The organism is Geobacillus sp. G4, assembly GCF_040327975.1.
GTDB classification, from domain to species: domain Bacteria; phylum Bacillota; class Bacilli; order Bacillales; family Anoxybacillaceae; genus Geobacillus; species Geobacillus thermoleovorans.
Window position 1 is genome coordinate 91,497 of sequence record NZ_JBEPJY010000003.1, and the last position, 20,108, is coordinate 111,604.

27 protein-coding genes and 1 pseudogene are annotated in these 20,108 nt (G+C 54.4%); 25 read left to right on the top strand and 3 right to left on the bottom strand.

Annotated elements, in window-relative coordinates; all coding sequences use genetic code 11:
• Positions 1-114: 114 nt before the first annotated feature.
• A complete protein-coding gene (locus ABS784_RS04640) occupies positions 115-1,527 on the top strand; it encodes a glycoside hydrolase family 18 protein (protein WP_015375388.1) in 1,413 nt (470 codons plus the stop codon).
• A gap of 39 nt (positions 1,528-1,566) precedes the next feature.
• On the opposite strand, the gene ABS784_RS04645 is transcribed toward ABS784_RS04640, so the two are convergent.
• On the bottom strand, positions 1,567-1,965 hold the full coding sequence (locus ABS784_RS04645) for a hypothetical protein (protein WP_011231899.1): 399 nt from the start codon (positions 1,963-1,965) through the stop codon (positions 1,567-1,569).
• 55 nt (positions 1,966-2,020) lie between these two features.
• Between ABS784_RS04645 and ABS784_RS04650 the strand changes: the two genes are divergently transcribed.
• The 4 genes and pseudogenes from ABS784_RS04650 to ABS784_RS04660 all read left to right on the top strand — a co-directional run bounded on the left by ABS784_RS04650 (position 2,021) and on the right by ABS784_RS04660 (position 3,990).
• Positions 2,021-2,212 carry a DUF2332 family protein gene (locus ABS784_RS04650; RefSeq protein ID WP_014196329.1) on the top strand — a complete coding sequence of 64 codons (192 nt, stop codon included), beginning with the start codon at positions 2,021-2,023 and terminating at the stop codon, positions 2,210-2,212.
• A 102-nt stretch (positions 2,213-2,314) separates the two neighbouring features.
• Positions 2,315-2,434: pseudogene (locus tag ABS784_RS17345) on the top strand (spore photoproduct lyase); the annotation flags it as partial.
• Positions 2,435-2,595: 161 nt separating this feature from the next.
• Positions 2,596-3,021, top strand: coding sequence for a transcriptional regulator MntR (mntR, locus tag ABS784_RS04655; RefSeq protein WP_011231898.1), 426 nt, complete (start codon positions 2,596-2,598; stop codon positions 3,019-3,021).
• A gap of 87 nt (positions 3,022-3,108) precedes the next feature.
• On the top strand, positions 3,109-3,990 hold the full coding sequence (locus ABS784_RS04660; RefSeq protein ID WP_011231897.1) for a patatin-like phospholipase family protein: 882 nt from the start codon (positions 3,109-3,111) through the stop codon (positions 3,988-3,990).
• A 78-nt stretch (positions 3,991-4,068) separates the two neighbouring features.
• Here ABS784_RS04660 and ABS784_RS04665 read toward each other — a convergent pair whose 3' ends face one another.
• The gene (locus ABS784_RS04665) at positions 4,069-4,425 is read right to left on the bottom strand and encodes an SA1362 family protein (protein ID WP_021322363.1); all 357 of its coding nucleotides are present in this window, start codon (positions 4,423-4,425) and stop codon (positions 4,069-4,071) included.
• Between the two features lie 22 nt (positions 4,426-4,447).
• Complete coding sequence (locus tag ABS784_RS04670; protein ID WP_011231895.1) at positions 4,448-5,383, bottom strand: DUF1385 domain-containing protein; 936 nt, start codon at positions 5,381-5,383, stop codon at positions 4,448-4,450.
• 186 nt (positions 5,384-5,569) lie between these two features.
• Between ABS784_RS04670 and ABS784_RS04675 the strand changes: the two genes are divergently transcribed.
• The 20 genes from ABS784_RS04675 to ABS784_RS04770 all read left to right on the top strand — a co-directional run bounded on the left by ABS784_RS04675 (position 5,570) and on the right by ABS784_RS04770 (position 20,042).
• Positions 5,570-6,100 carry a YqhR family membrane protein gene (locus ABS784_RS04675; protein ID WP_081130484.1) on the top strand — a complete coding sequence of 177 codons (531 nt, stop codon included), beginning with the start codon at positions 5,570-5,572 and terminating at the stop codon, positions 6,098-6,100.
• 260 nt (positions 6,101-6,360) lie between these two features.
• Entirely contained in the window at positions 6,361-7,422 is a 1,062-nt protein-coding gene (locus tag ABS784_RS04680) for a M24 family metallopeptidase (protein WP_352511623.1), read from the top strand.
• 27 nt (positions 7,423-7,449) lie between these two features.
• The gene (gene efp, locus ABS784_RS04685; RefSeq protein ID WP_011231892.1) at positions 7,450-8,007 is read left to right on the top strand and encodes an elongation factor P; all 558 of its coding nucleotides are present in this window, start codon (positions 7,450-7,452) and stop codon (positions 8,005-8,007) included.
• Positions 8,008-8,183: 176 nt separating this feature from the next.
• On the top strand, positions 8,184-8,465 hold the full coding sequence (locus tag ABS784_RS04690) for a YqhV family protein (RefSeq protein WP_011231891.1): 282 nt from the start codon (positions 8,184-8,186) through the stop codon (positions 8,463-8,465).
• 61 nt (positions 8,466-8,526) lie between these two features.
• A complete protein-coding gene (gene spoIIIAA, locus ABS784_RS04695) occupies positions 8,527-9,447 on the top strand; it encodes a stage III sporulation protein AA (RefSeq protein WP_011231890.1) in 921 nt (306 codons plus the stop codon).
• On the top strand, positions 9,444-9,956 hold the full coding sequence (gene spoIIIAB / locus ABS784_RS04700; RefSeq protein ID WP_011231889.1) for a stage III sporulation protein SpoIIIAB: 513 nt from the start codon (positions 9,444-9,446) through the stop codon (positions 9,954-9,956). The genes spoIIIAA and spoIIIAB overlap by 4 nt, the downstream gene beginning before the upstream one ends.
• Positions 9,957-9,971: 15 nt before the next feature.
• A complete protein-coding gene (spoIIIAC, locus tag ABS784_RS04705; RefSeq protein ID WP_011231888.1) occupies positions 9,972-10,178 on the top strand; it encodes a stage III sporulation protein AC in 207 nt (68 codons plus the stop codon).
• Positions 10,179-10,199: 21 nt separating this feature from the next.
• Positions 10,200-10,586, top strand: coding sequence for a stage III sporulation protein AD (gene spoIIIAD, locus ABS784_RS04710; RefSeq protein WP_011231887.1), 387 nt, complete (start codon positions 10,200-10,202; stop codon positions 10,584-10,586).
• Positions 10,587-10,599: 13 nt separating this feature from the next.
• Complete coding sequence (gene spoIIIAE, locus ABS784_RS04715) at positions 10,600-11,763, top strand: stage III sporulation protein AE (protein ID WP_014196326.1); 1,164 nt, start codon at positions 10,600-10,602, stop codon at positions 11,761-11,763.
• Between the two features lie 10 nt (positions 11,764-11,773).
• Complete coding sequence (spoIIIAF, locus tag ABS784_RS04720; RefSeq protein ID WP_015375379.1) at positions 11,774-12,385, top strand: stage III sporulation protein AF; 612 nt, start codon at positions 11,774-11,776, stop codon at positions 12,383-12,385.
• Between the two features lie 7 nt (positions 12,386-12,392).
• Positions 12,393-13,025 carry a stage III sporulation protein AG gene (gene spoIIIAG / locus ABS784_RS04725; protein ID WP_011231884.1) on the top strand — a complete coding sequence of 211 codons (633 nt, stop codon included), beginning with the start codon at positions 12,393-12,395 and terminating at the stop codon, positions 13,023-13,025.
• A gap of 23 nt (positions 13,026-13,048) precedes the next feature.
• The gene (locus ABS784_RS04730) at positions 13,049-13,600 is read left to right on the top strand and encodes a SpoIIIAH-like family protein (protein ID WP_011231883.1); all 552 of its coding nucleotides are present in this window, start codon (positions 13,049-13,051) and stop codon (positions 13,598-13,600) included.
• A gap of 144 nt (positions 13,601-13,744) precedes the next feature.
• Complete coding sequence (gene accB / locus ABS784_RS04735) at positions 13,745-14,278, top strand: acetyl-CoA carboxylase biotin carboxyl carrier protein (RefSeq protein WP_011231882.1); 534 nt, start codon at positions 13,745-13,747, stop codon at positions 14,276-14,278.
• Positions 14,279-14,293: 15 nt separating this feature from the next.
• Entirely contained in the window at positions 14,294-15,649 is a 1,356-nt protein-coding gene (gene accC, locus ABS784_RS04740) for an acetyl-CoA carboxylase biotin carboxylase subunit (protein ID WP_011231881.1), read from the top strand.
• A 10-nt stretch (positions 15,650-15,659) separates the two neighbouring features.
• Entirely contained in the window at positions 15,660-16,061 is a 402-nt protein-coding gene (locus ABS784_RS04745; protein ID WP_011231880.1) for an Asp23/Gls24 family envelope stress response protein, read from the top strand.
• A 192-nt stretch (positions 16,062-16,253) separates the two neighbouring features.
• Positions 16,254-16,646, top strand: a complete 393-nt coding sequence (gene nusB, locus ABS784_RS04750; protein ID WP_011231879.1) for a transcription antitermination factor NusB — start codon at positions 16,254-16,256, stop codon at positions 16,644-16,646.
• Positions 16,647-16,705: 59 nt separating this feature from the next.
• Positions 16,706-17,560 (top strand): bifunctional methylenetetrahydrofolate dehydrogenase/methenyltetrahydrofolate cyclohydrolase FolD, encoded by an 855-nt coding sequence (folD, locus tag ABS784_RS04755; protein WP_033025835.1) that lies wholly within the window; start codon positions 16,706-16,708, stop codon positions 17,558-17,560.
• A gap of 11 nt (positions 17,561-17,571) precedes the next feature.
• On the top strand, positions 17,572-18,918 hold the full coding sequence (gene xseA, locus ABS784_RS04760; protein WP_011231877.1) for an exodeoxyribonuclease VII large subunit: 1,347 nt from the start codon (positions 17,572-17,574) through the stop codon (positions 18,916-18,918).
• Positions 18,915-19,145 (top strand): exodeoxyribonuclease VII small subunit, encoded by a 231-nt coding sequence (locus ABS784_RS04765; RefSeq protein ID WP_012820585.1) that lies wholly within the window; start codon positions 18,915-18,917, stop codon positions 19,143-19,145. Before xseA ends, ABS784_RS04765 begins: the two co-directional genes overlap by 4 nt.
• 3 nt (positions 19,146-19,148) lie before the next feature.
• Positions 19,149-20,042: a polyprenyl synthetase family protein gene (locus ABS784_RS04770; RefSeq protein ID WP_021322371.1), complete on the top strand. Its 894-nt coding sequence runs from the start codon at positions 19,149-19,151 to the stop codon at positions 20,040-20,042.
• Positions 20,043-20,108 lie beyond the last annotated feature (66 nt).

The window sequence follows — 20,108 nt, forward strand, 5'->3', positions numbered from 1 at the left end:
TGGGTTTGAATGGATGAAACGCTGGTTTCCGTAGAGGAACCGGCGTTTTTTTTTTACATAAAAGGCAAAAGCCAAAATATAGTGGTAAAAGGAGGGAACGAAAGGGGGAGCGTCATGATTGTTCATGTCGTAAAGCGCGGGGAGACGCTTTGGCAGTTGGCTCAGCGTTACGGCGTTCCACTCGAGCGGATTGTCGCCGCCAATGAACTGAGCGACCCGAACCGGCTAGCCGTTGGCCAAGCGCTCGTCATCCCGGTTCCATATCGTTACCATACGGTCCGCACAGGGGAAACGTTATGGCAAATTGCGCGCCAGTATGGAGTGGCGGTCGAAGCGATTATACAGGCGAACCGGATCACGAATCCGTCGCTCCTTTATCCAGGGACAACGTTGTTCATCCCAGCGCGCATCCATACGGTGCGAAGCGGGGAGACGCTGGCGCAAATCGCTTCGTTCTACGGAGTGACGGTTCAGCAGCTGATCGAAGTAAACGATATTACCGATCCGAACCGGATCGTCCCCGGACAGCGGCTCATCATCCCGCCGGCGAAGCCGCTCATCGAGGTGAACGCATTTACGGTGGACCAAGGGGAGAAAGGAGCGGAGCAAGTGCGCGAAGTCGGCCGCCATTTGACCTATGCCGCGCCATTCGCCTACACGATCCGCGCCGATGGCGGGCTCAATCCGATCAATGATACAGCATTCATTCAGGCGGCTTATGCCGCCCGTGTCGTGCCGATGATGACGATCACGAACTTTACGTACCAAGACCCGGGCTCGAGGCTGGCGCAGACGATTCTGGCCGACGTTGCGCTGCAAACGCGATTGCTTGACAACGTCATTCAAGTGATGCGAGCAAAAGGGTACCGCGCGTTGAATGTCGATTTTGAAAATGTCTATCCGTCCGACCGCAAGCGGTATAACGAGTTTTTGCAGCGGGCGGCCAACCGGCTTCACGCCGAAGGGTATGTTTTATCGACGTCGCTGGCGCCCAAAATAAGCGCTGAACAAAAAGGGCTGCTGTACGAAGCGCACGACTACCCAGCCCACGGACGCATCGCTGATTTTGTTGTCCTTATGACCTATGAGTGGGGCTACCGATTTGGGCCGCCGCAAGCCATTTCGCCGGTGAATCAAATTCGGCGCGTGCTCGATTATGCGGTGACCGCCATTCCGCGTAGCAAAATCATGATGGGGTTTCAAATTTATGCCCGCGACTGGGTGCTGCCGCACGTGCAAGGGCAAGAGGCGGAAACGTTCAGTCCGAAAGAGGCGCTAGAGCGCGCCATTCGCTACGGGGCGTCCATCCAATACGATGCGGCGGCCGCCTCGCCGTTTTACCGGTACACGGACGAGCAAGGCCGCCAGCACGAAGTATGGTTTGAAGACGCCCGCAGCGCGTTGGCGAAATTTGAATTGGTGAAAGAATACGGATTGCGCGGAATCAGCTACTGGGTGCTCGGGTATCCGTATCCGGAAAACTGGGTGCTGTTAGAAGACAATTTCCGCATTCGCAAGCGGGGATAAGCGGTTCGAGCGTATGCGCCGGTCATCGGGCATGCGCTTTTACTTTGTTTCTTGGAGTTCGAGCCGCTTTTTTAGCTGATAAATTTCCAGATCGTGCTGGCCGATCTTATGGTTTAAATATTCAATCGCAATGTTCGCGTTGCGCCAATCATGTGACAATATCTCGAACATGCGCCGATGGTCGGCCAGCTCGTCCTCGATTTTTTTGAAATGGCTGCGCGTCTCGATAATGAAATGGTCCAACTTTTCCTCGAGGCGTTGTTGCTGTTCTTCGAGGCGCTGTTGTCGTTCTTCGAGGCGTTGTTGTCGTTCTTCGAGGCGTTGTTGTCGTTCTTCGAGGCGTTGCTGTCCGGCTTCTAGGCGGTCGAGGCGTTCATGAATCGGCTGCAACTCCTCTTTCAGCACCGAGCGAAGCAATTCGACAAGCTCGTGAGACATTCTGCATCCCTCCTTTCAGTTTAGTTTTATTGTATCATTGCGTTCATGAGCTGTCATGGCAAATCTTGAGCAGCTTCGCGAAATCGGCCGCCAACGGGATTTGTTCCATGTGTATAACAACATGTGGGATCGGAAATTGCATCTGGATGGCATGATTGACGGCCGAGAATATCGGCAAATCGTGGCTGAAACCGATGGGCATGGTCGTTGGTTTCGCTGGGAGATGAACATATCAAATTGGGGGTAATGAGCCTTCCATGAAAAATGATGCCAAGCAAAAGAAGCACGCGATTTCCCTCCATCCTTGAATCATACTAACATCAAATACGGAGAACATGGAGGGAAATGAATGAAACCGTTTATGCCCAAACTTGTGTATTTCGAACCGGAGGCGTTGCCGCATCCGCTCGGAAAGGTATTGCTCGCTTTTTTCCATCGGCCCAAGTGCAGTATTTTACGTAATGTTCCCTTCATGGTATAATGGGATTGATTGCTATTTTTTGTTTGCCTGGGCGGCCGACTGGCCCGGCAGCGTCTAGCCGAAGCGGGCAAAGCGGCAATGTTCATGAGAGATGCTGACGGCCGCTGCACTTGTCTGCGGCAGACAAATGTAATGGGAGGGGACAAACGTTGCCGACACCAAGCATGGAAGATTATATTGAGCAAATTTACATTTTGATTGAAGAAAAGGGCTATGCCCGCGTCTCTGACATCGCTGAAGCGTTGTCCGTCCATCCCTCCTCGGTGACGAAAATGGTGCAAAAGCTCGATAAAGATGAGTATTTAGTGTATGAGAAATACCGCGGACTCGTCTTGACGCCAAAAGGAAGAAAAATCGGCCAGCGGCTCGTCTACCGCCATGAGCTGCTTGAGCAGTTTCTCCGTTTGATCGGTGTCAGCGAAGAAAACATTTACCGCGACGTGGAAGGGATTGAACACCATTTGAGCTGGAACGCCATCGACCGGATCGGCGATTTGGTGCAGTATTTTCAAGAGGACGAACGCCGCCTTGAAGCGCTGCGCGATGTCCAAAAGCGCAATGAACAAGGAGAGTAAGCCGATGCTTGCTCTTTTTTGTTTGCCGTACTAAATGTCCTCCTTTTTTCTTACATATGTATAAACGGCAAAAAGGGGGAGGCGGCGGTGGACATTGATCTTGTCTTTTCCGGCGGCGGGGTGAAAGGGTTTGCGTTGCTTGGAGCGTATGAAGCGATTGAGGAAAAAGGTCTGCGCTGGAAGCGGCTTGCTGGCACGAGTGCGGGAGCGTTGCTTTCGGCGCTGCTATCGGCAGGCTACAGCGCCCGCGACATCGCCCGACTGCTTGAGGAGTTGGAGTTGGAGCAGTTTTTGGATGAACGGCCGCTATGGATTCCGTTTTCGCTTTGGAAATGGGTGCGCCTGTATTGGCATCTTGGGCTGTATCAAGGAAAGGCGTTTGAGCGGTGGCTCGAGGCGGCGCTCGCCGCCCGCGGCGTGCGGACGTTTCAAGATGTGCCGGCCGGCAGTTTGTATATCGTCGCTTCCGATGTGACGAACGGACGCCTCGTCGTGCTGCCGGACGATTTAGCCATATACGGCATTGACCCTGGGTCGTTTTCCATCTCCAAGGCAGTGCGGATGAGCATCAGCATTCCTTATTTCTTTGAGCCGGTCCGCCTTCGCGGGCGAAACGGTGTGGCTTTCATTGTCGACGGAGGGGTGTTGAGCAACTTTCCGCTGTTTTTGTTCGATGAAGAAAAGAAGAAAAAACGGCCGGTGCTGGGCGTTCAGCTGAGCCCAAAACCAGGGGAGCGGCCGAAACGAACGATCACCAATGCGCTCGATTTGTATGAGGCGCTGTTTGCGGCCATGAGAGAGGCGCATGATGCGCGCTACATTTCGCGCCGCCATGAAAAAAACATCGTCTTTTTGCCGGTGGACAACGTTATTTCCACGGAATTTTCCATCGACCTGGAAGCGCGCCGGCGCCTGATCGATTACGGACGCGAGCGGACGCGGCAGTTTTTGCGCCAATGGGCGTACTAGACGGGAAAGCGACAATAGGTCACACCTCTGCCGCCGATTTTTTAGCTGAACGGCAGAGGCAAACAAAAAAGAATCAAGCTAAAACGAAGCTCGATTCTTTTTTTTGCCTTTTTTGCCCTCGATCACGGTCAAGTGCGGAATGGCCGTCCGTTTTTTCAGCGGCCGCTTCAGTTTCGCCGGCTTTGCTTGTTTGCGCCCGGAGCGGGGATGGAGCTTTTTCGACTGCCGCACCGCCTTTAAATACGATAACCGATCTTGATCGGTGCGGCGTTGGTATACGAACCGGTAGAAGAGATAAATGGCGGCCAAAAACAGCGCAACAAACAACAGCTGGCGGAACAGCACCGTCGGATGGGCAAAAAGGGTATAGACAATGCCAAGCGTTCCAAGCAAAATCATAAGCCCGACAAGCGGATGAATGGCCCGGCGCCGCAATGAGTCCACCCCCTTTGATCGATTACTGCACCGCTTGTTTCCTTTCGGCTTCCGCTTCCAAATCAAGAAGCCGCTGAAACGAGGCGATGGCCACTTCCACTTGGTCATCGTCCGGTTCTTTTGTCGTCAACCGCTGCAGCCATAGCCCGGGATAGCCAAGCCAGCTTAGCAGCGGAATATCCCTCAATTTATTTGTAAACTGCAAGACTTCAAACGAAACGCCAAGCACGACAGGAATTAAAGCGAGCCTGTTTGCGATTCGCAGCCAAAGCGGATCCGTCGGCACGAACAAATAAAGGAACAAGCTGATCATGACAGTAAATAAAATGAAGCTGCTGCCGCATCGGTAGTGAAGGCGCGAGGCGCGCTGGACGTGCTCAACAGTGAGCGGCCACCCCGCTTCAAAGGCGTTGATGACTTTATGTTCCGCCCCGTGGTATTGGAACACGCGCCTAACAAGCGGCGTCAACGAAATAAAGTAAATGTAGCCGAGCAAAAGAGCAAGCTTAAAGGCTCCTTCAAGCAAAATTTGCCCCATTTTCCCCGGTACGAGCGGTTTAAAGGCGTCGGCGGCGAGCGCCGGAACGAGCGTAAAAATGGTTTTGGCGAATAAAAACGATAGCACGCCGATGACGGCGGCGCCGAGAATCAGCCCGAATTTGGAGCGGTTTTCTTCGGCGGCCTGTTTTTCGTCCGAGGACGCCTCATATTGTTCGCTGGCAAACTGCAAATGCTTGGCCCCGTTTGCGCTCGCCTCAATAATGGCGACAATGCCGCGGACAAACGGGATTTTTTTCAGGGCAGCCAGCGTCGGATGGCTGCGGCGAGGCAGCGTAAAATAGTCAATCGTCCCGTCATGGCGGCGAATAGCGGTGACGGAGTGCGTCTTGCCGGCAAACATCACCCCTTCAACGACTGCTTGGCCGCCGTATAACGGTTTCTCCATTGATGATTTCATCAGGCCAACACCAACCTATTTTTTATGTTTATTATTTTATTCTACAAGAAACATCCGGAAACCTCTAGGTTGATGCTACTATTATGATTTCCAAAAAATCCATGATTTACACAAGGGCGGTCATTTTTTCGTTTGATTCATGGGACGGTCGGCTGTCGGTCATACTAACTGACAAGGAGGTGCACGATGATGGCGGAACAAAAAGGGAAGCTTGAGCAGGAGGAGACGGAGCGGCCGATGACGCTCATACAAAAAACGATCATCATCGGGTTTGTCGGCGGGGTGTTTTGGAGTTTGATCGGCTATTTGGCTTATTTTTTCCATTTCAGTGAAATCAGTCCGAATATGATTCTCATCCCGTGGGTTGCCGGGGACTGGAAATATGGGAAAGCCGGCAATTATGCGGCCATCGTGCTGATCGGCATCATTTCCATTGCGGCGGCGCTTTTGTACTACGCGTTCCTGCGCAAGATCGCCGGTATGTGGGCGGGAATGGTATATGGCGTGGTGCTTTGGATGATTGTCTTTTATTTGTTTAATCCACTGTTTCCAAACGTCCAACCAGTTGCAGATTTAGAAACGAATACGATTATTACGACGCTTTGCTTATACATTTTATATGGCGTATTTGTCGGGTATTCGATTTCTTTTGAAACGCAAGAAATGAATCGAACGGCGTTAAATGTCGGAAAAGAGGCGGAAAATGAAGGAAACTGACGAAGCTTCTTTTCACTCTCATCCGCTGAAGTAAGTGCTGCATCAAGCGCCGCGCGGATGTCTAGCGGAAACGACCATCTTTATGGTAAAATAAAGAAGGTTTTGCATGTTTCAGCATCAGTCCATGGCTGCTGCGGGCGCTCGTGAAACTGGCGCGCCTACGAGGTTTTTCGCGTCATCCTGACCGCGAAGATTTTCTCCGCTCTCGACGCAGGCAGCGGAGGAGACGAGCACACTCTAAGGGAAGAGGAGACGGAAACATGGAAAAGCTGGAAAAGCTTCGGGAGCTCCTTGACGAGCAGCATATCGACGGGCTGTTAGTAACAAACGGCTACAACCGCCGCTATTTGACCGGGTTTACTGGCACGGCCGGCGCTGCACTTGTCAGCCGTCAAGGGGCGGTGTTGGTTACGGACTTCCGCTACGTCGAACAAGCATCGAGGCAAGCCCAAGGGTTTGAAGTCGTCCAGCACAGCGGGCCGATCATCGAAGAAATTGCCAATCAGGTGAAGCGGCTTGGCATCAAGAGGCTTGGCTTTGAGCAAGAACATGTCACCTATGCCGCATACAAGTCGTATGAAGAAGCCATCCGCGCTGAACTCGTGCCAACGTCTTGGCTCGTAGAAAAATTGCGCTTGATTAAGTCAGAGGCAGAGATTAAGATATTAAAGGAAGCAGCAGAAATCGCCGATGCGGCGTTTTCGCACATTTTGTCGTTCATCCGTCCAGGCGTTAAAGAAATCGAAGTGGCGAATGAGCTGGAATTTTTTATGCGCAAACAAGGGGCGTCTTCGTCCTCCTTTGATACGATCGTTGCCTCCGGCTACCGTTCGGCGTTGCCGCACGGGGTGGCGTCAGAGAAAACGATCGAGCGCGGCGAGCTCGTCACGCTTGATTTCGGGGCTTACTATAAAGGGTATTGTTCCGACATTACGAGAACGGTCGCCGTCGGCGACATTAGCGTGGAGCTGCGGACGATCTATGACATCGTTCTTGAAGCGCAGCAACGCGGCATGAACGGGCTCAGGGCAGGCATGACCGGCAAAGAGGCTGATGCGCTCACGCGCGATTACATCCGCGAAAAAGGGTATGGCGACTATTTCGGCCATTCGACCGGCCATGGGATTGGATTGGAAATTCACGAAGGGCCGACGCTTTCGTTCCGTTCGGATGTCGTGCTTGAGCCAGGCATGGTTGTCACCGTCGAGCCGGGCATTTACATCCCGGGGCTTGGCGGGGTGCGCATCGAGGACGATACGGTCATCACTGCTGACGGGAACGAAGCGCTCACCCATTCGCCAAAAGAACTGATCATTTTATAATGGATTGCGTGAGGAGGATTTCGGCTAATGATTTCAGTCAACGATTTTCGCACAGGACTTACGATTGAGGTGGACGGCGAGATTTGGCGCGTCCTTGAATTCCAGCACGTCAAGCCGGGCAAGGGGGCGGCGTTCGTCCGTTCGAAGCTGCGCAATTTGCGCACCGGCGCCATTCAGGAGCGGACGTTCCGCGCCGGCGAAAAAGTGAACCGGGCGCAAATCGACACACGCAAAATGCAATATTTGTACGCCAACGGCGACCAACACGTTTTTATGGATATGGAAACGTACGAACAAATCGAGCTGCCGGCGAAACAAATCGAGCATGAATTGAAGTTCTTGAAAGAGAATATGGAAGTATTTATTATGATGTACCAAGGCGAAACGATCGGCGTCGAGTTGCCGAACACCGTCGAGCTGAAAGTCGTCGAAACAGAGCCGGGCATTAAAGGTGACACCGCTTCTGGCGGTTCGAAGCCGGCGAAGCTCGAAACCGGCCTTGTCGTTCAAGTGCCGTTTTTCGTCAACGAAGGCGACACGCTCATCATTAATACGGCCGACGGCACGTACGTTTCGCGGGCGTAAGCGCAAGCCCGACAGGCACCGTCTCGGACACCTTCCGGGGCGGTGTTTTTTATGCGCAAAATGGGCGACGTTTTGCTCTCCCCCATCGTTTTCCTCAGTAAAAACTTCTTCTGAAACGGCTTGTTTTCGCATACGTTTGTACTAATCGATCCCATTTGGCAAAACAGGAGGGGAACATGAAACATTGGCTGCGATCAATCGACCCGTCCGTTATGGCCATGGCTGGCATGCGGATGGTGTCCGCGTTCATTGAACTGAGCGCGGCGCTGTTGATGCTTGTGTTCAATGACGTGAAAAAAGCGCTTGCCGTTAATGCCGCGCTTGCTGTCGTCGGTCCAACCGTCATGATGGTGACCATGGCGATTGGACTGCTTTCGCTTGCGGACGAGCTCTCGTTTTCACGGCTTGGGCTTGTGGCGCTCGGGATAGCGCTCATTTTGTTCGCAATTTACAAGTAAGGCATAAACGGCGCATTCCGCCCATACATATGAACTAGTCCACAAGAAAAGGGGGAGGGCCATGGAAGCGGTGTGGGGAATTTTGCCGAAAACGGTCGCCGCCGCGTTGCAGCACCATCTTCCTTCATGCCGCCGCGGAATTGAAGAAATCCGCATCCGCGTCTCCCGGCCGCTTGAGGTGATCGTCGACGGAACGGCCCGATTGCTGCCGTATGAAGTGACGAAAGAAGACGGCGTGCATTTGCTCAACAAATTGAGTCATTATTCGATCTATGCCGTCGAAGAAGAGCTGAAGCGCGGATTTATGACGATTGAGGGGGGGCATCGCGTTGGGCTGGCCGGCAAAGTCATTACTGAAGGGGGCAAGGTGAAAGCGATCCGCGATGTTTCCTCGTTTAACATTCGCATCGCCAAGGAACAGATCGGCATCGCCGAGCCGCTGATTCCGTATGTGTACGACGGCCGCTGGCGTCATACGATGATCATCGGCTCGCCGCAGACGGGAAAAACGACGCTCCTGCGCGATGCGGCGCGCTTGATTAGCAGCGGGACGAGGCGCATTCCGGCGCAAAAGGTGGCGATCGTTGACGAACGATCGGAAATCGCTGGCTGTGTGAAAGGGATTCCTCAGTTTTCGTTCGGCCCGCGCCTTGACGTGTTGGACGCCTGCCCGAAAGCGGAAGGGATGATGATGATGATCCGCTCGATGAGCCCTGATGTCATGATTGTCGACGAAATCGGGCGCGAGGAGGACAGCGAGGCAGTGCTTGAAGCGGCCAATGCTGGCGTCTCTGTATGGACGACTGTGCACGGCCGCAACATCCAAGACGTCTGGCAGCGTCCGACGCTCGGACCGGTGATGGAACAAAAGGTGTTTGAACGGTTTATTGAGCTGACGAACATTCCCCATCCCGGCTCAATCCGACGCATTCTCGACGCTGGCGGAACGGTGCTGTATGAAAGGGCGGTGGTCCATCGATGAAATGGTTTGGCGCTCTGTTGATTCTCGCCGCCTCAACATGGCTTGGGTTTGCCGCCGCCCGCGTGTTGCACGAGCGGCCGCGCCAGCTCCGCCAGCTGAAAGCGGCGCTGAGGGCGCTTGAGGCGGAAGTGATGTATGGCCATACGCCGCTTGCCGACGCCGCTATGCATCTCGCCCGGCAAACGGCCGCCCCGTTGTCCGAATTGTTCGAGCGGTTTGCCGCCGCGTTATGCACAGAAGAAACGAGCGCCGCCGAGGCATGGGAAAAAAGCTTGCGAGCCGTATGGGGAAAAACCGCTCTAAAGCAAGGAGAATTTGAAGTGATGAAACAATTTGGCGCCACGCTTGGCCAATACGACCGGCTCACCCAGCAAAGGCAAATCGCGCTGGCGCTCGCCCATCTTGAGCGGGAGGAAGCGGAAGCGCTAGACAACCAGGCGCGCTACGCCAAGATGGCGAAAAGTTTAGGCGTGTTGGCCGGCCTGCTGCTCGTCATTTTACTCATGTAGACAGGAGGCAGAATCATGGGCATCGATGTCGATCTCATTTTGAAAATCGCCGGCGTCGGCATCGTCATCGCGTTTTTGCATACGGTGCTCGATCAGATGGGGAGGAAAGAATACGCCCAATGGGTGACGCTGCTCGGCTTTATTTATATTTTGTTTATGGTCGCTTCCATCGTCAGCGATTTGTTCCAAAAAATCAAGGATGTCTTTTTGTTCCGCGGGTAGGAGGGATCGGCCATTGACATTTTGCAAATCGTCGGCCTCGGGTTGATCGCGACGTTTTTGGTCGTGTTGCTGCAAGAGCAAAAGTCGAATCTCGCCTTTTTGTTGACCGTGTTTGTCGGCTGCACCATTTTTCTGTTGTTGGTCGATCAAATCAGCAGCATTTTGGCGATGTTGCGAAAAATGGCCGAAGGCGCCCATATTCAGATGGTGTATTTAGAGACGATGCTGAAAATCATCGGCATTGCCTACATTGCCGAGTTCGCTGCCCAAATTTCCAAAGACGCCGGCCAAGGGGCGATCGCCGCCAAAATTGAGCTCGGCGGAAAAATCATCATTTTGGCGCTGGCGGTCCCGATTTTGACGGCGATCATTGAAGCGGTCATCGGCCTCATCCCGTCGGCGCGCTAAAGGGGGGAACGGATTGAAGCGAACAGCGTTCCTTATTGTCGGGCTGCTTTCTCTCTTTTTTTGTCCGTTGGTCGTACAAGCCGCAAGCGATGGACCGTCGGTCAGCGAGCAGCTCGCTCAGCTCGATGTGAGCGATATCCGCCGCTATTGGGAAACGATCGTCAGCGAGTATGGAGGGTTTTTGCCGGAAAGCGAGAAAGGGCCGCTCACCGATTTTTTAAGCGGCGACAAGCAATGGTCGCCGTCCGAATGGCTGAAGGCGCTCGCCCGCTATTTGTTTTATGAACTGCAGGTGAACGGCAAACTGCTCGGCACGCTCATTTTGCTTGCTGTCTTCAGCACGGTGCTGCAATCGCTGCAAAATGCGTTCGCTCAGCAGGAAGTAAGCAAAATCGCCCAGGCGGTCGTCTATATGGTGCTCTTGTTGATCGCCTTAAACAGCTTTCGCCTCGCGGCGGATTATGCGCTTGAGGCGGTGCGGACGATGAGCCATTTCATCATCGCCCTCGTTCCGCTGCTGCTCGCCCTGCTCGCCACTTCCGGCGGGGTCGCGTCGGCGGCGTTTTTCCACCCGATCATTTTGTTTGTGATGAACACCACCGGCACGGTCGTTGAATACGTCACCTTGCCGCTTTTGCTTCTGGCTGCGCTGCTTTCTGTCGTCAGCACGCTCAGCGACCGTTACAAGGCGACTCAGCTCGCCGATTTGCTCAACAAAGCCTCCCTCGGTTTGCTCGGCCTCATTTTGACCGTGTTCCTTGGCGTCATGTCCGTGCGAGGAGCGACAGCGGCCGTGGCTGACGGCGTGGCGCTCCGGGCGGCGAAATTTGTCACCGGCAATTTCATCCCGGTCGTCGGCAAGCTGTTCACTGATGCCGCCGATACGGTCGTCGCCGCTTCCATGCTGTTGAAAAATACGGTCGGGTTGGTCGGGGCGGCGATTTTGCTCATGATCGCCATCTTTCCAGCGGTGAAAATTTTCGCCATCGTCATCGTCTACAAACTATCGGCTGCTCTTCTGCAGCCGCTTGGCGGCGGACCGGTATTGTCCTGCCTCAACATCATCGGCAAAAGCATCGCTTACGTGCTGGCGGCGCTGCTCATTGTGTCGCTCATGTTTTTCTTAAGCCTCACCGTCATGGTGATGGCCGGGAACATTACGATGATGGTCCGCTAGGGGGAGCGCTATGCAGCTAGTCATTGAGTGGGTGACAAACATCATTTTGTTTTTGTTGTTTGCTATCATCATCGATTTTTTGCTGCCGTCGGGGACGATGCAAAAATACGTGAAAATGGCTGTCGGGCTTATGCTCGTTCTCGTGATGCTCGCTCCGGTACTCAGGCTCGCTTCCGTTGATCCCGAGCAGCTCATCGCGTCGGCGCTCGTCCATTTTTCCAACGGCCGTGCGGGGGAGGAGGCAATAAAAAATCAAATCGAACAGCAGAAAAAAGAAATACAAGCCTCGCAACGCGCATATATTTTAAAACAAATGGCTGTCCAGCTCGAAAACGATGTCAATGAGGAGTTGATGGAAAAGTATGGGCTGAAAGCGGATGTCAACGTTTACGCCAAGCCAGGCGACGACTGGCGCATGCCGGATGACATCAAGACGATTGAGGTCGTCCTTTCGAAACAGAAGTCAGCCGGTTCGGTGGAACCGGTTGTCATCGATACGACGAAGCCGCCGGCTTTGCCGGAGGGCGATGCTTCGCTGGCAGAGGAGGTGCGCGCTTTTCTCGCCGGCCGATGGGAAATCGATGAAGATAAAATTGACGTGCAATTTAGGGGGAGGGAATAGAGGGGGGATGTTGCCGCTCATCAAACGGCTCTTTTCTTCAGCGCCGAAAGACGGGGAAGGAGCACAGAAAAAATGGCCGTTTTCGTACGTCGTCGTCCTGCTGTTGGCTGGTGTCGCCTTGATGGCGGCAAGCCATTGGGCAAACAGTGGAGAGGAAGCCGAAGCGAAGCCTTCCGCCGGGCAGCCGTCCGCTCCAGCCGAGCCGGCATTCCTGGCAAGCAAGGAGACGAAAGAGAAAGTGATCGCCGCCTATGAGGAGCGGTACGAAAAAGAACTGAAAGCCGCTCTTGAGGCGATCGAAGGGGTGGATGATGTCACGGTCGTCGTCAATCTCGATTCCACGGAGTTGAAACTGTATGAGAAAAAGCGTTCGACTCAGCAGCAGACAACGGAAGAGAGCGACAAGGAAGGCGGGAAGCGGACGATTGAAAACGAGTCGACCAATGAAGAAGTCATCATTATTCATAACGGCGAAGAAGAAACGCCGCTTGTCGTCGCCACGAAAAAGCCGGACATCCGCGGCGTTCTCGTTGTCGCCAAAGGGGCGGATAATTTGCAAATCAAAAAATGGATCGTCGAGGCGGTGACGCGCGTGTTAAACGTTCCGAGCTACCGCGTCGCTGTCTTGCCGAAAAAATGACCGGGTAAGGGGAGGAGATCGGCATGTTGAAAAAACAAACCGTATGGCTGTTGACGATGTTGAGCTTGGTCGTTGTGCTGTCGGTCTATTACGTGACAGCTCCAAAAAATATGAACGACAGTCCGGCATTTACCGCCAATAAGAAAACGGAAAAAACAACCGATCAGCCGAGCGTCGCTGTCGAAGAGGCGAAAAAGCCGTCCGCGTCTGGCGAAACGGGCGACGACTTGTTTACAGCGCTGCGCATGAAAATTGAGGATGAACGGAGCCGGTTGCGCGATGAGCTGAACGCCATTGTCGCTTCAGCGAACGCGACGGCGGAAGAAAAAAGTGAAGCGCTCGACAAAATTGAAAAATTGCAAGCATTGTCCGAAAAAGAAGCAACGTTGGAGACGCTCATCAAATCGAAAGGCGGTTATGAAGACGTGCTCGTGCGCGCCGATGACAACCAAGTGCGCGTGACGATCAAAGCGAAACAAAGCTCAGCTAAATCGGCGAATGAAGTCATTCATATGGTGAAAAAAGAAATACCCGATGCTGAATACGTGACGGTTGAGTTTCAGCCGGCTGGATGAACGCGCTGCTCTTTAGGGCAGCTTCTTTTTTTGCGGAAAAGTCTTTTGTTTGTCCTACTGTTGTGTGTATAATCGTTATGGACACGTTTAGGCACCGCCAGAAAGGAACGGGCTGCACGATACTTGGAGAAAGGTGTGAGATCGATGAAAATTCAAGAAATCCGTGAATTGATCCGCTTGGTCGACCAGTCCTCAATTGACGAATTCGTATACGAACAAGGCGAAACAAAAGTACATATGAAAAAAGGAACGGCTGCTGTCGCCGTTGCGTCGGCTGCGGCCGCACAGACGGCGGTCGCGCCGCCGGCGCCTGCCGCTCCGGCAGCGGTCGAACCGGCTTCGGCAGCTGCTCCCGTTCAAGCAGCGGCCTCAGAAGCGCCGGCACCGAAAGCGGAAACGCCGGTGGTCAAAGAAGAAAAGCCGGCTGTGGAAGGCAACTTGCATCAAATTACTTCGCCGATGGTCGGCACGTTCTACGCAGCGCCGGCGCCGGACAAGCCGCCGTATGTGAAGCCGGGCGACAAGGTGAAAAAAGACACGGTTGTCTGCATCATCGAGGCGATGAAGCTGTTTAATGAAATTGAAGCGGAAGTCGATGGCGAAATTGTCGAGGTGTTGGTGCAAAACGGCCAGCTCGTCGAATATGGCCAGCCGTTGTTTTTAGTCAAGCCTGAATAAGGGAGAGAACGGACGATGATCAAAAAAGTGTTGGTGGCGAACCGCGGGGAAATCGCCGTCCGCATCATCCGCGCCTGCCGCGAGCTTGGGATTGAGACGGTCGCTGTCTTTTCGCAAGCCGACCGCGACGCCTTGCACGTGCAGCTGGCTGATGAGGCGTACTGCATCGGGCCGACCGCTTCGAAAGACAGCTATTTAAATTTCACAAACATTATGAGCGTCGCCACGCTGACTGGCTGTGACGCCATCCACCCCGGTTACGGGTTTTTGGCGGAAAATGAAGCGTTCGCCGAGCTGTGCCGTGAATGCAACGTGACATTTATCGGCCCAAGTCCGGAAGCGATTGCAAAAATGGGCATTAAAGACATCGCTCGCGAGACGATGCGCGAGGCGGGGGTGCCGATCGTGCCTGGGTCGCGCGGGGTTATCGAAAGCCTTGATGAGGCGCGGGCGATTGCCGAAGAGATCGGCTATCCGGTCATCATTAAAGCGACGGCCGGCGGCGGCGGGAAAGGAATCCGCGTCGCCCGCGACGAAGGCGAGCTCGTCAAAGGCATCAACATCACCCAGCAGGAAGCGGCGACGGCGTTTGGCAACCCAGGCGTCTATATTGAAAAATATATCGAAGATTTCCGCCATGTCGAAATTCAAGTGCTCGCTGATTCGTACGGCAATACGATTCATCTCGGTGAGCGCGACTGCTCGATCCAGCGCCGGTTGCAAAAACTGGTCGAGGAAGCGCCGTCGCCGGCGCTTGACGACGAGATGCGCCGGAAGATGGGCGAGGCGGCGGTCAAGGCGGCGAAAGCGGTCAACTACACCGGCGCCGGTACGGTTGAATTTATTTATGACCACCGGAACAAACAATTTTACTTCATGGAGATGAATACGCGCATTCAAGTCGAGCATCCGGTCACTGAACTGATCACCGGCATCGATTTGGTCAAGGAGCAAATCCGCATCGCCGCCGGTGAAAAGCTGTCGATCACCCAAGAGGACGTCACGTTTAACGGCTGGGCGATCGAGTGCCGGATCAACGCCGAAAATCCAGCGAAAAACTTTATGCCGTCGCCGGGGAAAATCGCCATGTACCTGCCGCCGGGCGGCCCGGGCGTGCGCGTCGATTCCGCCGTCTATCCAGGCTATACGATCCCGCCGTATTATGATTCGATGATCGCCAAATTGATCGTTCATGCGCCGACGCGTGCGGAAGCGATCGCCCGCATGAGACGGGCGCTTTCGGAGTTTATCATCGAAGGCATTCATACAACGATTCCGTTCCACATAAAATTAATGGAGCATGAGAATTTTCAAAGCGGTGAGTTTAATACGAAGTTTTTGGAGTTATATGATATTATGAAGGCGGAATAGGAGGTGCCTTATGTCTGAGCATGTCTTTGAAACAGAGCAAGTGTACCCGGCGCTCGGCAAGGTGGAAATTGCACCGGAAGTGATTGAGGTGATCGCTGGCATCGCGGCGTCAGAAGTCGACGGCATCGCGCAAATGCGCGGCAATTTTGCCGCCGGCGTCGCCGAGCGGTTTGGAAAGAAACACCATGGCAAAGGCGTCAAGGTTGATTTGCGCGACGACGGCGTCGTCATCGATCTTTATTGCCTCGTCCAGTTTGGCGCATCGATTCCGAACGTGGCGAAAAAGGTGCAGGAAAATGTGCGCCAGGCGCTTTGGAACATGACCGGCCTCGAGGCGAGCGAAGTGAACGTTCATATCGTCGGCATCCAGTTTGAGGGCGGCAAGCAGGAACAAGGCGTGGTCGAACAGTGATCTCGCAAGGCAGTTGCTTTTTCGGCGGCTGCCTTTTTGTTTTTTTGGCCAAAGTTTGTTATTGTAATGAACGAGGCCGTTGTGGCGCAACCAACGGCAGCGCGAATGATTTGTGGGAAAAGGCTGGCTTTTTCCGAAAAATATGATATGATTTCATTGTGAATGTTCGTTTTTTTGGAAAGGGGGACCGCCATGAAGCGGCATGAAGCACGGGAAAAGGCGTTGCAGGCGCTGTTTCAAATCGATGTCGGACGCATTCCACCAGACGAGGCGCTCCACAATGTCACGGGCGGCGGCGACATCGACCCGTTTTTGCGCCAGCTCGTCTTTGGCGTCGTCGAGCACCAGGAGGAGATTGACGAGCTGTTGCGCGCCAATTTGGAAAAATGGACGCTTGAACGCGTCGCCAACGTTGACCGCGCCATTTTGCGCATGGCGACGTACGAGATGAAATACGCCGATGATGTGCCGGTAAGCGTCAGCCTCGATGAGGCGGTCGAGCTGGCGAAAAAATTCGGCGATTGGAAATCCGGAAGTTTTGTCAACGGCGTGCTTTCGAAAGTGAAGGCGGCGCTGCAAAAATAAAACCGGCTGCATCGCGGGCAGATATCGAACGATGAACGAGGAGAGGGGAACGAAACACGATGACAGCACAAATCATTAGCGGAACGGAGATGGCGAGGACGATTCGCACCGCATTGGCGGATGAAGCCGTACAGTTGAAAGCGGACGGCGTTGAGCCGGGGCTGGCCGTCATTCTAGTCGGCGACGATCCGGCATCGCATTCGTATGTAAAAGGAAAACAAAAAGCGTGCGCCGAGGTCGGCATTCGCTCGTTCCTTTACACGTTTCCGGCGGCGATCGACGAAGAGACGCTGCTTGCGAAAATCCGCGAGTTAAACGTCGATCCGGCGGTGCACGGCATTTTAGTGCAGCTGCCGCTGCCGGATCACATTTGCGAATGGTCGGTCATTGAAACGATCGCACCGGAAAAAGATGTCGATGGGTTTCACCCGATCAATGTCGGAAAAATGATGATCGGCCAACGGGCGTTTCTCCCTTGCACTCCGCATGGCATTTTAGTGATGGTGCAATCGGCCGGCATTGACATCGCCGGCAAGCACGTCGTCGTCGTCGGCCGAAGCAACATCGTCGGCAAACCGGTTGGCCAGCTGTTTTTGCGCGAACATGCCACCGTCACCTACACTCACTCGAAAACGCCGGATTTGGCCGCCATCACTCGGCAGGCGGACATTTTGATCGTCGCTGTCGGCAAGGCGCGCCTCATCGGCCCGGAACACATCAAGCCCGGGGCGGTCGTCATCGACGTCGGCGTCAACCGGCTTGAGAACGGCAAATTGTGCGGCGATGTCGATTTTGACGCTGTGAAAGAAGTGGCTGGCTATATTACGCCGGTGCCGGGTGGAGTCGGGCCGATGACGATTACAATGCTCTTGCACAACACGATTGAAGCGGCACGGCAGCTGGCCGCAAAGTGAGGGCAGGATCAGTGGAAGTGAAATATGTGACGGTCGGGGCGTTGACGAAGTACATCAAACGCAAGTTCGATGTCGACCCGCATTTGCGCGATCTATGGGTGAAGGGCGAGATTTCGAATTTTAAGCAGCATTCGCGCGGCCATATGTATTTTACGTTGAAAGACAGCCAAGGACGCATTGCCGCCGTCATGTTCGCCGGCTACAACCAGCATTTGCCGTTCCGCCCTGAAGATGGGATGAACGTGCTCGCGCGCGGGGAAATTTCCGTCTATGAACCGAACGGCAACTATCAGCTTTATGTCAAAGAAATGCAGCCGGAAGGTGTCGGAAGCCTCTATCTAGCCTACGAACAGCTGAAGCAGCGGCTCGAGGCGGAAGGGTTGTTTTCGCCGGTCCATAAAAAGCCGCTTCCAGCCTTCCCTCGCTGCATCGGCGTCGTTACATCGCCGACTGGAGCGGCGGTGCGCGATATTATGACGACGATTCGCCGCCGCTATCCGCTCGCTAAAGTCATTTTGTTTCCAGCGCTCGTTCAAGGGGACGGGGCGGCGCCCTCCATCGTGCGCGCCATCGAGCGGGCGAATTCGTTCGGCGGGGTTGATGTGCTGATTGTCGGCCGCGGCGGCGGCTCGATCGAAGAATTGTGGGCGTTCAATGAAGAAATCGTCGCTCGCGCCATCTTCGCCTCAAAAATACCGATTATTTCCGCTGTCGGCCATGAAACAGATTTTACGATCGCCGACTTTGTCGCCGATTTGCGGGCGCCGACGCCGACGGCAGCAGCTGAGATGGCGGCGCCGCATGTTGGGGAGCTCGCTGAGCGGCTCGCCGAGCGGAAATGGCGGCTCATCCGCGCCATGAAAGAGCAGCTTGCCGCTGATAAAGAGCAGCTTCGCCGGCTGCAAGGATCCTACGCATTCCGCTATCCCAAGCGGCTCTATGAACAAAAAGAACAGCAGCTTGATGCGTTGCTTGAGCGGCTTAGCCGCCAACGCGAACGGCTCGTCGACAAACATCGTCAGCGGTTGCATGAGCTTGACATGAGACTATGGCGGCACCATCCAGCTGCAGAGCTTGAGCGGATGAAAGAACGGCAAAAGGCGGCCGCCAATGCGCTGGAAAAAGCGATGCGCACCGCGGTGGAGCGCCATCGGTTCCGCTTTCGCTCCAACCTCGCCCGGCTTGAGGCGCTCAGTCCGCTTCGCATCATGGAGCGCGGCTACAGCTTGGTGTACAATGAGCAGGGCGAGCTCGTGAAACGAACGAACCAGCTTCGAATCGGCGAGCATCTTTCCATTCAAGTTCAAGACGGACGAGTCGATTGTCAAGTGACGGGAGTGGAGGAAAAACACGTATGAGCGAAGAAAAAGAGATGACGTTTGAAGAAGCGATGAAAAAACTGGAGGAAATCGTCGAAAAGCTCGAGGAAGGGAACGTGCCGCTTGAGGAGGCGATCGCCTTTTTTCAAGAAGGCATGAAACTGTCCAAGCTTTGCCATGATAAATTGCAGCATGTGGAGAAACAGTTGGAGTACATGCTGCGTGAAGACGGCGAGCTTGTCCCTTTTTCGCCGGAGGAGGAGTGACGGGTGGCGCAGCTTTCGGTTGAACAGTTTCTCAACGAACAAAAACGGGCCGTCGAGGCGGCGCTTTCCTCCTATATGGCGCGGCTTCGTGGGCCGGAGACGCTGAAAAAGGCGATGGCCTACTCGCTTGAGGCCGGCGGCAAACGAATCCGCCCGCTTTTGTTGCTGGCGACCATCCAAGCGCTTGGCAAAGACCCGGCGATCGGTCTGCCAGTCGCTTGCGCCATTGAAATGATCCATACGTACTCGCTCATTCATGATGATTTGCCAAGCATGGACAACGATGATTTGCGGCGCGGCAAACCGACGAACCATAAAGTGTTCGGCGAGGCGATGGCCATTTTGGCCGGGGACGCCTTGCTTACGTATGCGTTTCAATTGATCGCCGAGGTTGATGACGACCGCGTTCCGCCTTCCGTCCGGCTGCAGCTCATCGAGCAGCTCGCGAAGGCGGCCGGCCCGGAAGGCATGGTCGCTGGACAGGCGGCTGATATGGAGGCGGAAGGAAAAACGCTGGCGCTTGCGGAACTGGAATACATCCACCGCCATAAGACGGGGAAAATGTTGCAATACAGCGTGCACGCCGGGGGGCTGCTTGGCGGCGCCGATGGTCGGCAGACGCGCGAACTCAACGAGTTCGCCGCACATTTAGGCCTCGCCTTTCAAATTCGCGACGATATTTTGGACATTGAAGGAATGGAAGAAAAAATCGGCAAGCGAGTCGGCAGCGACCGCGACAACAAGAAGGCGACATATCCGGCGCTTCTTTCGCTAGGCGGTGCCAAAGAGAAACTGGCGTTTCACATCGACGCCGCGAAGCGCCATTTGCAACAAGCCAAAATCGATGACGCGGTGCTGGCCTACATTTGCGAGCTTGTCGCGGTCCGCGACCACTGATGCGGGGCGGCGGCCTCTTGTTCCCGTTGTTCGCTTTCCTTCGGGGCGGAGGCGGCCTTGTTTTTT

Excerpts from the sequence above, each read along its gene's own strand:
- ABS784_RS04640 (WP_015375388.1), top strand. The coding sequence starts at position 115 with ATGATTGTTCATGTCGTAAAGCGCGGGGAGACGCTTTGGCAGTTGGCT.
- nusB (WP_011231879.1), top strand. The coding sequence starts at position 16,254 with ATGAAGCGGCATGAAGCACGGGAAAAGGCGTTGCAGGCGCTGTTTCAA.
- spoIIIAF (WP_015375379.1), top strand. The coding sequence starts at position 11,774 with ATGCAGCTAGTCATTGAGTGGGTGACAAACATCATTTTGTTTTTGTTG.
- ABS784_RS04745 (WP_011231880.1), top strand. The coding sequence starts at position 15,660 with ATGTCTGAGCATGTCTTTGAAACAGAGCAAGTGTACCCGGCGCTCGGC.
- ABS784_RS04650 (WP_014196329.1), top strand. The coding sequence starts at position 2,021 with ATGGCAAATCTTGAGCAGCTTCGCGAAATCGGCCGCCAACGGGATTTG.
- ABS784_RS04680 (WP_352511623.1), top strand. The coding sequence starts at position 6,361 with ATGGAAAAGCTGGAAAAGCTTCGGGAGCTCCTTGACGAGCAGCATATC.
- ABS784_RS04730 (WP_011231883.1), top strand. The coding sequence starts at position 13,049 with ATGTTGAAAAAACAAACCGTATGGCTGTTGACGATGTTGAGCTTGGTC.
- spoIIIAG (WP_011231884.1), top strand. The coding sequence starts at position 12,393 with ATGTTGCCGCTCATCAAACGGCTCTTTTCTTCAGCGCCGAAAGACGGG.
- efp (WP_011231892.1), top strand. The coding sequence starts at position 7,450 with ATGATTTCAGTCAACGATTTTCGCACAGGACTTACGATTGAGGTGGAC.
- spoIIIAA (WP_011231890.1), top strand. The coding sequence starts at position 8,527 with ATGGAAGCGGTGTGGGGAATTTTGCCGAAAACGGTCGCCGCCGCGTTG.
- accB (WP_011231882.1), top strand. The coding sequence starts at position 13,745 with ATGAAAATTCAAGAAATCCGTGAATTGATCCGCTTGGTCGACCAGTCC.
- ABS784_RS04645 (WP_011231899.1), bottom strand. The coding sequence starts at position 1,965 with ATGTCTCACGAGCTTGTCGAATTGCTTCGCTCGGTGCTGAAAGAGGAG.
- ABS784_RS04675 (WP_081130484.1), top strand. The coding sequence starts at position 5,570 with ATGATGGCGGAACAAAAAGGGAAGCTTGAGCAGGAGGAGACGGAGCGG.
- spoIIIAB (WP_011231889.1), top strand. The coding sequence starts at position 9,444 with ATGAAATGGTTTGGCGCTCTGTTGATTCTCGCCGCCTCAACATGGCTT.
- ABS784_RS04670 (WP_011231895.1), bottom strand. The coding sequence starts at position 5,383 with ATGAAATCATCAATGGAGAAACCGTTATACGGCGGCCAAGCAGTCGTT.
- ABS784_RS04765 (WP_012820585.1), top strand. The coding sequence starts at position 18,915 with ATGAGCGAAGAAAAAGAGATGACGTTTGAAGAAGCGATGAAAAAACTG.
- ABS784_RS04690 (WP_011231891.1), top strand. The coding sequence starts at position 8,184 with ATGAAACATTGGCTGCGATCAATCGACCCGTCCGTTATGGCCATGGCT.
- accC (WP_011231881.1), top strand. The coding sequence starts at position 14,294 with ATGATCAAAAAAGTGTTGGTGGCGAACCGCGGGGAAATCGCCGTCCGC.
- spoIIIAC (WP_011231888.1), top strand. The coding sequence starts at position 9,972 with ATGGGCATCGATGTCGATCTCATTTTGAAAATCGCCGGCGTCGGCATC.
- folD (WP_033025835.1), top strand. The coding sequence starts at position 16,706 with ATGACAGCACAAATCATTAGCGGAACGGAGATGGCGAGGACGATTCGC.